This is a genomic window from Cupriavidus numazuensis, from assembly GCF_905397435.1.
Lineage (GTDB): Bacteria > Pseudomonadota > Gammaproteobacteria > Burkholderiales > Burkholderiaceae > Cupriavidus > Cupriavidus numazuensis.
Genome location: NZ_CAJPVI010000033.1, coordinates 67,612 through 79,487, shown reverse-complemented (window position 1 = coordinate 79,487; position 11,876 = coordinate 67,612). Strand labels below are relative to the sequence as shown.

The 11,876-nt window shown below is 59.4% G+C and carries 12 protein-coding genes; all 12 read left to right on the top strand.

Annotation, left to right across the window (positions count from 1 at the left end):
- The 12 genes from KHO41_RS24520 to KHO41_RS24465 all read left to right on the top strand — a co-directional run bounded on the left by KHO41_RS24520 (position 1) and on the right by KHO41_RS24465 (position 11,502).
- The gene (locus tag KHO41_RS24520) at positions 1-738 is read left to right on the top strand and encodes a conjugal transfer protein TrbJ (protein WP_211955849.1); all 738 of its coding nucleotides are present in this window, start codon (positions 1-3) and stop codon (positions 736-738) included.
- The gene (locus KHO41_RS24515) at positions 735-1,790 is read left to right on the top strand and encodes a type IV secretion system protein (RefSeq protein WP_211955848.1); all 1,056 of its coding nucleotides are present in this window, start codon (positions 735-737) and stop codon (positions 1,788-1,790) included. Before KHO41_RS24520 ends, KHO41_RS24515 begins: the two co-directional genes overlap by 4 nt.
- Entirely contained in the window at positions 1,787-3,034 is a 1,248-nt protein-coding gene (locus tag KHO41_RS24510; protein ID WP_211955847.1) for a TraI domain-containing protein, read from the top strand. Before KHO41_RS24515 ends, KHO41_RS24510 begins: the two co-directional genes overlap by 4 nt.
- Positions 3,031-4,887 carry a conjugative transfer system coupling protein TraD gene (gene traD / locus KHO41_RS24505; protein WP_211955846.1) on the top strand — a complete coding sequence of 619 codons (1,857 nt, stop codon included), beginning with the start codon at positions 3,031-3,033 and terminating at the stop codon, positions 4,885-4,887. Before KHO41_RS24510 ends, traD begins: the two co-directional genes overlap by 4 nt.
- 6 nt (positions 4,888-4,893) lie before the next feature.
- Positions 4,894-5,400 carry a hypothetical protein gene (locus KHO41_RS24500; protein WP_211955845.1) on the top strand — a complete coding sequence of 169 codons (507 nt, stop codon included), beginning with the start codon at positions 4,894-4,896 and terminating at the stop codon, positions 5,398-5,400.
- Positions 5,375-5,671: a hypothetical protein gene (locus KHO41_RS24495; protein WP_211955844.1), complete on the top strand. Its 297-nt coding sequence runs from the start codon at positions 5,375-5,377 to the stop codon at positions 5,669-5,671. Before KHO41_RS24500 ends, KHO41_RS24495 begins: the two co-directional genes overlap by 26 nt.
- Position 5,672: 1 nt before the next feature.
- On the top strand, positions 5,673-6,290 hold the full coding sequence (locus KHO41_RS24490) for a DUF4400 domain-containing protein (RefSeq protein ID WP_211955843.1): 618 nt from the start codon (positions 5,673-5,675) through the stop codon (positions 6,288-6,290).
- 56 nt (positions 6,291-6,346) lie between these two features.
- Positions 6,347-7,204: an ATPase gene (locus KHO41_RS24485; protein ID WP_211955842.1), complete on the top strand. Its 858-nt coding sequence runs from the start codon at positions 6,347-6,349 to the stop codon at positions 7,202-7,204.
- Between the two features lie 247 nt (positions 7,205-7,451).
- Positions 7,452-9,185 (top strand): ATP-dependent helicase, encoded by a 1,734-nt coding sequence (locus KHO41_RS24480; protein WP_211955841.1) that lies wholly within the window; start codon positions 7,452-7,454, stop codon positions 9,183-9,185.
- 82 nt (positions 9,186-9,267) lie between these two features.
- A complete protein-coding gene (locus KHO41_RS24475; RefSeq protein ID WP_211955840.1) occupies positions 9,268-9,603 on the top strand; it encodes a DEAD/DEAH box helicase family protein in 336 nt (111 codons plus the stop codon).
- Between the two features lie 476 nt (positions 9,604-10,079).
- Positions 10,080-11,258, top strand: a complete 1,179-nt coding sequence (locus tag KHO41_RS24470) for a helix-turn-helix domain-containing protein (RefSeq protein WP_211955839.1) — start codon at positions 10,080-10,082, stop codon at positions 11,256-11,258.
- A gap of 91 nt (positions 11,259-11,349) precedes the next feature.
- A complete protein-coding gene (locus KHO41_RS24465; protein WP_211955838.1) occupies positions 11,350-11,502 on the top strand; it encodes a hypothetical protein in 153 nt (50 codons plus the stop codon).
- The last annotated feature ends 374 nt before the right edge of the window (positions 11,503-11,876 follow it).

Below are 11,876 nucleotides of genomic sequence, written 5' to 3'. Positions count from 1 at the left end.
TTGAAGAAATGGTGCCTCAAGGCCGCGGCAGCGGCCACCCTTGTTCTGTCCTCGGCAGCCAATGCCACCGGTCTGCCCGTCATCGACGTGGCCAATCTCGTCCAGACCACGATGTCGGCCATGCAGTCCCTGAAAGACGAGGTGTACCAGAACACCAACGTCGTCTATCAGTACAAGATGATGGCCAACCAGCTCCTCCAGGCGACCGGCCTGGACGCGTCCCAGCTGACCGAACAGCTCAACGCGATCAAAGGCGATATTGGTCAGTACGAGGTGTACGGCGCCTCGCTCAAGGACGTCTACGGCGCGGTGTCAGACAACGGAGATTATCTGAAGCGCGTGCAAAGCATGATGATTTCCTCGGGCAAGACGCCGGCACAATGGTTCGACGATCAGCGCGCCCTTTTAAACGGCGGAGATAAGACCGCAAAGAATCTTTTCAATCTGGGCGCAACAGTCTTCAAGAACACCCAGGCCGCCGCCAAGCGGCGCCAGAAGATTCAGGACCAGATGAACCTGACGCCCACCGCGCAGGCAACGGCCCAGACCACCAACCAGATGCTTGACGTGCTTGCATCGCAAAACTCAGACGTGCTTCAGTTGATGAGCGCACGAGCACAGTCCGATGCGGATAGGGATCAGAAGGTGGTAGCCGTCGAAGCCGAGGTCCTGAATGCCGCTCGTCAACTCCAGGCGGATCGCGATCAGCAGCGCCAGACAATCATGGACATGAAATGATGAGCTTTGCGCTCCGCTTTTCCCCTCGCGTGCTCATGCTGATGGTGGCTGTCGCGATTGCTTTGTCCTTTCTCATTCCCACTCTTGCCGTAGCGCAGGACACCGGTACGAGTGAGACAACGAAGCCGGTTAGTGCCGGCAAGCCCGGCGACGTAAGCGCAGGGATCAAGAAAGCACTCGACAAGATGAACGGATTGCGGAGTGGTCTTATTCAGGGCGCAGTTTCCCTGAGCGATCGCACACGTGGGAACGCCGACAAGATCGCCTTCGGTCTCGGTGTCATTGCGCTGGTGCTCGCTGGACTGCGCTTTGGTGCGGCAGGCGATGCTGTGAAAGCATGGACCGAATTGTTTGAAACTTTGCTGGTGGTCGGGATTTTTTCGGCGATATATGTCAATTACACAACCTTCGGACCCGCCATCTTCACTTGGTTCGCCGGCATCGCCGAAAGCATCAATGGCGGTGACGATATTTACAACGTACCCATCTCGATTTCTAAAACAGCAGGGAGCTTTTTTGACTCTGTCTGTCGAATAGTGATCTCCAACGCCACGAACCCCCTAAAGTGGATTGAGGCGATTGCTTCCGCCCTTCTCTTCTTCATCGCGTTCATAGCCGTGCTTGTTTCGGCGTTGATCTACTTCTGGTTCATTCTACTGGGACACCTGCAGGTTGCTATCGGCATCGTGGTGGGTCCGCTGGCCGTTGCCCTTGGCATGTTCGATATGACACGACGGTATTTCACGGCGTGGCTGGACTACATGGTGACCGGATCGCTCTATATGGTGATCGCAGCGACCATCTCGCAGCTGGTCAGCGCTAGCTTGCTAAGTATTGTTACTGACGTGGGTAATGTCGGAACTGATACGTTCGTCGCGGCCGGCTACGCGACTTCCACGGCGATCATGCTGGTGTTCATCGCGCTGGAGATTCCAAAGGTTGCCGGATCCATCTTCGGTACTGGGGGCGGTGTCAGTGGGGCCAGCGGACTCAAGGGGCTGGGTCGCGGCGCTTGGAATCTTGGGCAGAATCTTGCAGGTGGCGGCAAATGACCCATCAGCCTATGGATTCCGCAAGCCTGCTGCGCGCGCACACTTCTCGCGTCGATTTGATCAAACAGTATGCGAACGAGGCGACCGCGAACGAGTTTGAGACCAAGTGGTTCGCTCTACTGGAGCGCTGCGCGGCGTGGTTTTCATCCATGCCCTTGCGTCCTGAGGAACACGCCGAACCGGGTGGCGCTTTCCGCGCAACGGTCGAGGCGGCTTACTTTGCGATGCGCCTGTCGGGCGCGCAAAAATTCGCCGCTGACCAGCCTTCGGAGCGTCGTCGGCAGCTCGAACCTCAGTATCTCTATGCGTTGTTTCTGGCCGCGTGTTGCTCGTGCCTGGACGAGCCCTGCCGGCACTTCCGCTTCCATCGCGAAAGCGACGGTGCCGAATGGATGCCGGCAGCCCATGGGCCTTTCGGGCCGTGGTTGGGAGAATGCTGCTACACGGTGACGCGTCGTGAAGCGGCTTTGCCCGTGGAACGCATGCGCACTGCCCTGCTCGCCAGAGAGATTCTCGGTGCCGAGCGCCTGGCCCAGTTCGATGGCGTGGTGCTCGCCGAACTGTTCGGTGCGATCAATCCCGAGCCGCGTCCGTCAGGCCCTGAGACACTGCTGCACAAGGTGCTGCGCCAGGCCATCGACACGCTGAGCCAGTTCGAAGTGAAGGCCCGCCGTGCCGCGTTCGCCCCAGACACGAAAGCACCACCCGATGCCAAGGCGTTGGCCGCGGCTGCGGAGCCGGTGAATCATTCCGCGGCCGCGACCGCATCCGCACCACCGGCACCGCAAGCGCCCGCACCCATCGGGGACGATGGCTCGGCGAGTCGAGGTGCCGCCCCAGCGCCCGCGCAAACGCCCTCCCCAGCCGCGCCTGCTGATGCGCCTCAATCCGCTGGAGGAAGTCCCAATGTCGTGCAGCTTGATGGCTCGCGGTCGCTACGCAAGGAACAGACCAAGGACCCCTTCGCCGATGTCCTCGCAGGTGCCTCGAATCTGATGCGCGAGTTTTTCCGAGCCTTGTCCCAGGACGTCGTGGCCAACAAGGTCAAGGTGACATGGGTCGACGGCAAGCTGGCCGTCAGCAAGCGCACGATTGGCAACTACGGTATTGCCTCCGAGACGCTGATCGAAAACCTGCGCAAGTACCAACTGCTCTACAAGGTCGTCGGGCAAGACATTCTGCTCGTCGACAAGGTCGCTTCGCTGATCTGCGAGCGCTCGGCACCCACGGAAGGTACGGCGTGAACCAATACATCAATCATTTCCGGCCGATCTACGAATTTCGGGCCACCATCGGTTGGCTACTCGCGCTTCGGTTGATCCTGACCAGCGGGATGCCTGCAGCGGGCTACTTTGCCCTCTTCTGTCTGGGCATGCTGGCGCTGCGCAGCACACAGGTGTGGCGCGCGCTGAAGTTCCGCATGGCAATTTCGACCAAGTGGCTGACCGTCATTCAGGTCGACATGCTGCTCGGGATCAGCACCCAGATGCGCAAGGACGAGGACTCCATGTTTCTCGGGGCGGGCTTCGAGTGGACGCAAAAGCATTGTCAAATTGCCCACGACATCCTGCGCATGCCTTCGAGCGAAATTCCCGGCCTCCCCCGCTGGGTGCCCAAGCGGGTTGTGAAGCGCGTCGAGCAGGTGTTTGCCCCGGCCGATAGCATTGCCGACCGCTCCCCTCAGGGCAAATCGTGGATCCATGGGATGGAGCCGAGGAAGATGCAGGTACCTTTCCACTATAAGGCGATGCCTGGCCATACCTCGGTGAGCGGGACGACCGGGTCGGGCAAGACCCGGACGTATGAGGTCATCTCGACACAGGTCATCCATCAGCCCGATGACGTGTTGATCATCATCGACCCCAAGAACGACGCCGAGTGGGTCGCACGTGTGCGCAAGGAATGCGAGCGCGCCGGCCGCAAGTTCCTGTACTGGAAGCAGGCTTCGCCGTCGCAGTCCATCCGGCTCAACCCGCTCGAAAACTGGTCGCAACCCTCCGAAATCCCCAGCCGCATCGCCCAGCTGATGGAGGAAGGCCCCTTCCGCCAGTTTGCGTTCCTGTTCATCGACCGGGCGGTGAAGGGCGAACTCTATGTGGGTGACAAGCCGAACCTGCGCTCCATCCTCCAGTACGCGCAGAACGGCATCAACAAGCTGCTCGACCGAGCCCTTCACCGCTTCTTTCCGGAAGCCGGCATGCCTGATTGGGAGGAAGAGGCCAACGGATACCTGCAGCAGGCAGGCCAGCGTCCCGGAGGCACGAAGCTCGACGCCATGGTTCGCCTTTATGTGGAGCGCTTTGCGAATGTGGATCGCGGCCATGAGTCCATCGACGGACTGATCTCGACATTCCAGCATGACCGCGACCACTATGGCCGCATCATCGCGTCCGCCCTGCCGCTGCTGCAGATGCTGGCTACCGGTGAGACCGGCCTGATGCTGGCACCGAAGGCGGACGACTTCGATGACCACCGCGAAATCTGGGACATCGACAAGGTCATCAAGCAGAAGGCCGTACTGTATGTGGGCGCCGATTCGCTCTCGAACTCACTGGTGGCCCAGGCCATCATGTCGATGCTGCTCGCCGATATCGCCTCGGTGGCGGGCGCCATCTATAACTTCTACGAGAAGCCTCCGAAGGTGGTGCTGATCATCGACGAGGTAGCCGAGGCGATCAATGAGCAGGTCATCCAGGTGCTCAACAAGGGCAGGGGCGCCGGTTTCAACGCGTTCGTCGCGTACCAGACCCGTTCCGACCTCACCGCCAAGCTCGGAAACGTGGCCAAGATGCAGCAGGTGCTCGGTAACCTCAACAACCAGATCGTCCTGCGACTGGAAGACATTGACACGGCCAACTGGTTCTCCGAGAAGGCCGGCACCACGGCCATCCGCAACGTGGTGGTGTCCAGCAGCACCAGCACCGGTACCGAAGCCCACGTGGGCGAATTCAGCGGGTCCGTCTCTCGCTCGACGCAGCTCGAGAAGGCAGCACTGATCCCGCCCGAGCTGATCACCCAGTTGCCGAACCTGCAGTACTTCCTGCGGATCTCCGGCGGTTCCGTCTACCAAGGCCGCATTCCCATTATTCAAGGTTAAAGATCCATGCGCAGCCCTCTGTTCCGACAAGTCATCAAGGAATACAAACTCTCGGCAAAACTCTCGCCGATCTTCACCGTGTCTCCGGACCTCGATGACGTCTGTACCCGCGTGATCGACTACATCGGAGTCAATTTCCGCGTGCGGGAGGAGCCGCTGGTCAAGGAGATGCTCACCGATGCGATTTCAGCATGGCGCGCGGCGCGCAAGCACGGCGACGCGAATGCCGCGTTCATGAAGGGATTGTTCGGGCGCGCTCATGACTTATACGTAAAGCGCTATGCCGCGTTCAAAGGCGACAAGTACAACGTCTGGACGCCCTATCTCGAGTCGATTACCGCTTTCGAGCAACGTCAGCCGGACGGGTACAGCTGCCGGGTGGTTGACGAACCGGTACCTGGCACCGTGACACAGCGCTGTGCCGCATTTCAGCTCGCGGCCCGCGTGCTGACTGGTCACTGCTTTACCCGTTACTTCGAGGCCTACGATGTCGCTGCAAACTTTGCACGCTGACGCTCAGCGGCTCTGCCTGTTGATGCGCCAGGTGCCGGCGCGACTGTCCGCACGGCTATGCGGCGTCGAGCCAGCGCTCGCGCTGGGCATGCAAGAATGGCTCACCGCCCCACCGGCGAGGGCCAGCGAGCTGCCAACAGCCTTCACGACCGGCGCGGCCGCAGCGTGCTTCGCGCTGGTGAAGATTTCTGTGGTCAAGCCGGCCGTCTTCTGGGGCGCGCTCGTCGCCTTCGCCAGCTTGCCGGTGCTCGCTGTCCTACGGAGGATCTGACATGGCCAACAGTCGATTTGGGGCTCATGTCAGGCTCTGGCTGCTGGCCGCGCCGCTCATGATCTGCGCGCTGGCCCCGCTCATTGCGGACGACGCCGCGTTCGAGGTAGGCGAGGCTGAACAGACATCTGTGATCCGTCTCCTCGGTGACAAAAAAGCGGATGCCGCCACCCAGGCCGCCAACGAACACTTCGCGCGCTGGTTCGTGCAGCCGGGCGTTATCAAAGCGTCGTTCGCCGGGTCTGCCGAGCGCGCGGCCATCTCGGACGCCGGTGCTTCCGACATGGGCCGGCGGTGGATGGCGCATTTCTGGCTAATGATGTACCGGATGCTGTACCGCGCCGCCGTGGGTCATTACTGGCTCTTTGGCGCTGTGGTGCTACTGGCCGCGCTGCTCAACGACGGATCGGTCTCGCGGCGGATCAAGGCATCGGCCGCTGGCTTTGCCAATCCCGTTTCCTTCCACGTTGCTGCGCACGGCTTGTTGGTGAGCTTCGGCGTCGGGGCTTCCGCCCTGCTCCTGCCGGTACCACTGCTTGCGTACTGGTGGACAGCCGGCGTTTGCTTCGTCGGCCTTCTCAGCTGGCGGCTCGCCGCGTCATTCCATGTCGGCCGATAGTCGGCCGCGACATTTACTGAGCATTTGGCCTCAGGCCTCATTTTGGAGTATTCCACATGACCGCGATTGTTGAACAGACCCAGGCCGACCCGGCGCCCGTGATCGAGACCGCCTCCGGTGTCGTCGCCGCACCTGATGTGCCCGGAGGGTTGCCGGGCTCGATGGGCCAGGACCCCCTTGACGATGTGGAGACCGAACTGGTCCAGATGGAGGCGTCTGCCGACGCGCTGCGCAAGGAAGGGCTGATCTCGTCGGACCAGGCGGAAATGAAGAAGGCGGAAGTCGAGCAGAGTCGCAAGCGCTTCCGCGAGCTGCCGCCGGAGCAGCGCGCCACGATCATGAAGCGCCGCCGCGAACTGGGAATGCAGTTGCTTGACCGCGAAGTCGCCGGCGCGGCGGTTGTGATGGTCAACGTCAAACTGAACCACACGCGCCTGCGGCCTCTCTTCCAGCAGTCGTGGCCGTACATGAACCGGATGAGCCTGAATCTGCAACGCTTCGGCGAGGCCACGTTCAGCCGCAGCGAACTGTCCACCATCGAAGGCTTTCTGGAACGTGAGTTGAGCAAGCTCGAAGACTATGTCGACGAGCAGTTGCGGGTGGCCACCGCCTACCGTGAGCAGCGGCAGCAGGAAATGGTGGCGAAAAACGACATCGTGTTCGAGCCGACCGTGACACGTCCGTCGCTGGACCTGGATGTGCAGGCCTACTCCCGGTTCGCCGTTCGTGCCCTCCAGGTGTTGGTCAACTTCGACAAGACCATGGATCAATTCGACTTCATGGTCTGGAACGGCATTCGCGACCAGACCGACGTGAACGAGGAAGTCGCACGCTTCCTGCGCAAGTTCCAGCCGCTGGCCCTGCGCTGCTATACGACGCACCTGAAGCTCATGACCACGGTGCGCGGCGTATAGGTCGATGTCGACCAACACGTGGGGCGTGGTGGCAGCAAGTAGCACATGCTGTCACCTTGTGACACTTGCTCACACCTCCTGGCCCTCACAGAGGTGACACCAGTGCCAGATCGGGGGAGCAAGTGCCACCCCCTGCCACTTGCTAACACCAGCTAACACCATGTGCCACTAGCTCCATGTGGCACTTGCTAACACCAACTGCCACCAACGGGGACTATGTGCCACTACACGGCACGATCCAATTTGTATGCTGCCTTCCCTTGACGATGTGCTGAATGGCCTCAACCCCGCCCAGCGCGAGGTAGTCGACTCGCGTCGAAACTGTCTGGCGGTGGCTGTGCCAGGTGCGGGCAAGACTGCAACCATCGCCGCGAAGGCTGCCGTTCTCCTTTCCGAGCCGGGCGTCACGGTGGGCGCTGTCACGTTCAGTCGGGATGCGGCGATCGAGCTACGGGATCGGATCATCGCGCTGGCCGGAGCGGGCGCCAAGAATCGACTATTGGCAGGGACCTTCCACTCCCTTGCCTACAAGCAACTCGGACAAAAGCTTGGAAAGAAACCGGACATCGCAACGGACGGCAGCCGCTTGGCCATGGTCACTCAAGTCCTCCACGACGCAGCGATCGAGATGAAAGTGGAAGATGCGGTCTCGCTCATCGAACGCCTGAAGACGGATCTGGACGCGCCGCCGGGCGGCACGGTTGAGCGACAGATTTTTGATGGATACCAGGGCGCACTCGCGCGAAGCGGGATGCTGGATTTCCAGGACATGATTCGACTGGCAGTAGTGGGTCTACAAGATCGATCCATAACGCCATATCAGGTGGACTATTTGCTGCTTGATGAGTACCAGGACTGCGATGAGCTTCAGTATCTGTACGTCGCAGAGACGGTGAGGCAAACCTCCTGTATCTGCTGCGCGGTAGGCGACGACGACCAGAGCATCTACGCATTCAGGGCCGCGATGGGAGCACGAGGAATGCAAGCGTTCGTGAACGAGTTCGCCGCTCAGACCATTGTTTTGGGGAAGAACTATCGATCGCGGGCCGAAATCCTTGCCGTTTCGGACAAAGTTATCGCAAATAACAAGGACAGGATTCCCAAGCAGCTTCTAGCACATCGGGGACCGGGCGGCGCCGTAGCGTTTAATCGATATGATGACGAGTACAAAGAAGCCATAGCGGCAATCGAGACGCTCGCGCCCAAACTTCGTCAGGGGATGACTGCAGCGGTCTTGGCTCGCACGAATCGAATTCTTGACCCTTACGAGGCAGTGGCCCGCGCTCAGGGCGTCAAGTACTTTCGCGCCGCGGGCCGTTCCATCCTTGACCAACCGGAATCGGCCTTGCTTTGCACCTTGATCGAGTTGATTCAGATGTCGAGGGAAACGGGCTTGGATTCGTTGCTGGGATATTCCGGTATCGCGTCCTCAGAGCTGGAACTGTTGCATGCAGCCGGTGGGCCCAAGAATCCGGATATCGCCAAGAGGAAGGACTTGGTCGCGCTGGGCCTTTCCGAGGTCTCTGCTGACAAGTACCGTGACCTCCTCAAGCGGCTCGCGGAATGGCGATCGCTCTACAGTCGCGAGTTCTACGCGCTAGTCCTGGATGGCGTTCGAGAATGGATGCTGAAGTGGGCTCAGTCGGACAAGGCAAAGCGAGCCATCACCACAACGTACGATGTGCTGAGCCGCTTGAATGGGTCATTTACAAATCGCCTTGAGTTTCTTCGAAGGAAGAACAACGAGCCTTCGCATGATGCGCTGGTATTGACGACTCTTCATGCGAGCAAGGGTCGCGAGTACGACCACGTCTGTATGGTTCGGGTTGAGGAAACTGTGCTGCCAGATGACGGTAGCACTGAAGCGGAAGAGAGGCGACTCTGCTACGTCGGCATGACCCGCGCTAAGGACAGCCTCAGCATCTCTACGGCGAAAAAGAACCCGACTTCGAGGTTCGTCGTGGAGGCTGGACTTGCTTAGAAGTCCTTGGATTCCGGAAATAGCGGGACTCAATATCCGGCGTCGTTTGCCGTCAAAACTCAACTTCACGCACAAAGTTTCAATGGCAAAGAAGCATCTAGCTCGCCCCCATCAGCGCGAAGCCATCGACGACGTCCTGGCCGGCTTCCAGTCCCACGAGCGCGGGCAACTCATCATGGCTTGTGGAACAGGAAAGACGCTGACCACGCGCTGGATTGCTGAGGATCTCGATGCAGAGCTGACGTTGGTGCTTGTGCCTTCGATCTCGCTGCTCGACCAATTCGCAGCGGAATGGTCCGCGCATTCGTCGGCGCAATTTGGGTCCCTATGTGTCTGCTCAGACGAGACCGTCGGTTCGGACCGGCATTCTCAAATGTCAGTGAAGGGGAACTCAGCGAGCATGGTGTATTGCCCATAGAAATCCCGGAGACGGCTCTCGCCCGCAACAGCAGCATTTCTACGACCTGGCTTCCAACGAAGCCACCTGCGGGCTTTAAGGTAAAGATCGGCAAGGCAACTTGGTGTGACGTTCGGATTGCGAAAAAGGTTATGCGTATTGAATTCCGGAGTGAAGAAGAGGCTCAAGCGGTACAAACAGCCATTCGCGAGCATCTTGAGTCCCTTGCAAGGAGGGCAGTTTAAAAACTAAGCCGCTGACTTATAAGGGATTCGTATTACGAATCAGGAGTTTCACCACATGAAAACCGGTTAGAAGCCCCAAAAACAAAAGCCCGCGGCGGCAACCGTGGGCTTTTGTAACTAACTAGAGCAGATCAGATACGCGTCCGCTACAAACCGAACTCCACTAGACGGGGGATTCGTTAGACGGAGTTTAGCGGAACGCGTATCTGAGTCAAGCGACTTCAACCATTTCTATTGAATGGAAAGGTCAATATGACTTTCGCGCAACGCTCCGTTGCTGGCGAGGATGACACTCGTTGCGAGATGAACCAACCCACCGCCCTGATCGAGGCACTAACCGCACCTGCGCCGAAACGACTCAAGCGCAAGACCATTGAAGCTGTCGAGCGCGCAAGCCGCATCGGTGGGCTTGGCCGGAGCGCCCGGGACGCCCTCGCCGCCCTAGCCCGTACCGCTAATAACGACGATCCTCACGGTCGCATCTTTAAGCATCGTGAAACGCTTTGTACCGAAACCGGTATGTCTTCCGCGACTTGGTATCGGGCACAGCGCGAATTGCTCGACCGCGGACTTATTACGGTCGATACGCAAGTCCGCAAGCGCTATGGTCGCTTTGCAGGCGCATACATCTATCTCACAGAGCGCGCGACCCAGTTACTCGGACTTACTTCGGTATCTGAAAGTGAATCTCAAGATGGGGAGGGGGTCGACGCAACGCCCATCAAGACAGCAACTAACGAGAGTGTTTTTGAGACTCAACCGTCTCTCAAAATGAGAGGCCCGTTTACAGTAGATCGTCTCCCATACCCTTTTCATAAAGGACAGCAGGATCGGCTGCCTCATGACTTGCAACGCCTCCGCTCCCTGGGAATCGATAAAAAATTGATTTTCTGGCTGATGCGAAAGGCAAAGGAACAAGGACATTTCCTCTCGCATGTCGTCGAGGTGGCATGGCAAAGCCTCTCGGAGGCCGACTCGCCCAAAGCTTATCTGCTCGCGTTGCTGCGCGCCCGCACAGATTTCACCGCGATTCGCAACGCCAAAGTAACCGAGGCAGCCGCCGCGCAAGATCTCGTTCGACAGCGTGAATTCGTTGATCGCGTGATGGCTGAACGTGCGCGACAGCGGTTTGTCGATCGAAAAGGGAACGAATTTGAGGTTGAAAGCGATGCCAAATCTGTACTTGTTCGTCGAGATGGTTCAGCGACGACTTTGCGACTTGTAGGCCCATCACTTGCTGAATTCGCGACTCGTCTTGATCGAGGAGAGTTTGTCCCCATGGCAACCCACAGCTCCGCGCACGACCCCGCAGCCCCCGCGCTCGGAAGGCGCCTTACCTTGGCCGCAGCTGCAAGCCTTTCAAATCTTCGTGCGTTGGTGGGTATAAAAGGCGCGTGCCCAGACTCACTGAGCTCCGGGGCCGTCGGCTAGGAGACTGGCGGAGTTTCGGGATCTCCGGTCGCCCGGCGGAACGGGTTGGGCGTTAATAAATTAACAAGATTCTGAGAGAGTCCAGTACTCGGTGCAATCTTTCGCCGCAGAAGCCGTGCGGCCCACGGTCGAGGCGCTGATCGGCGTTGCTAAAGAGCCTTACACCATGGGCTGGGCCGAAATCGACGTGAGCAATGTTCGTGATCCTCACCGCTATCTCACACCAGGCACTCTAGTGAAGTGATACTCGCCCGTATCCAGCACCGTGCGTCCATCGACGCCAGCACTACCCTTGTTGGCCTTCACGCGTTTCCACGCTCGGGTCAGGTTCTCTCTGGCCAACGCCTGCTCCAGCAAATCGCCGGCCCCCCCAGTCCGTCTGCTCACGTCGCGCCAGCGACGCTTCGCACGGATTCTGACCCGGCTTCACCGTGCCTCGCCTCCGTGCGCCCCGATCCACCGGGCTTCTGATGCATTGCCTCGCCAAGCGACATGTCTCGTAACTGTCCTTCTCGTTCGGCCCTTCGCCAATAGCTCCAGCCTCACCGGCCTGTCCTCTGGCTACTACGGCCTCTGCTGACTTCCCGCTCCGGCTCTTCGCCGTCGCCCTTTCAGGCA

What these genes read in the sequence shown, in the direction of transcription:
- KHO41_RS24515 (WP_211955848.1), top strand. Translation starts at nt 735, where the DNA reads ATGATGAGCTTTGCGCTCCGCTTTTCCCCTCGCGTGCTCATGCTGATG.
- KHO41_RS24510 (WP_211955847.1), top strand. Translation starts at nt 1,787, where the DNA reads ATGACCCATCAGCCTATGGATTCCGCAAGCCTGCTGCGCGCGCACACT.
- KHO41_RS24500 (WP_211955845.1), top strand. Translation starts at nt 4,894, where the DNA reads ATGCGCAGCCCTCTGTTCCGACAAGTCATCAAGGAATACAAACTCTCG.
- KHO41_RS24495 (WP_211955844.1), top strand. Translation starts at nt 5,375, where the DNA reads ATGTCGCTGCAAACTTTGCACGCTGACGCTCAGCGGCTCTGCCTGTTG.
- KHO41_RS24490 (WP_211955843.1), top strand. Translation starts at nt 5,673, where the DNA reads ATGGCCAACAGTCGATTTGGGGCTCATGTCAGGCTCTGGCTGCTGGCC.
- KHO41_RS24485 (WP_211955842.1), top strand. Translation starts at nt 6,347, where the DNA reads ATGACCGCGATTGTTGAACAGACCCAGGCCGACCCGGCGCCCGTGATC.
- KHO41_RS24480 (WP_211955841.1), top strand. Translation starts at nt 7,452, where the DNA reads ATGCTGCCTTCCCTTGACGATGTGCTGAATGGCCTCAACCCCGCCCAG.
- KHO41_RS24475 (WP_211955840.1), top strand. Translation starts at nt 9,268, where the DNA reads ATGGCAAAGAAGCATCTAGCTCGCCCCCATCAGCGCGAAGCCATCGAC.
- KHO41_RS24470 (WP_211955839.1), top strand. Translation starts at nt 10,080, where the DNA reads ATGACTTTCGCGCAACGCTCCGTTGCTGGCGAGGATGACACTCGTTGC.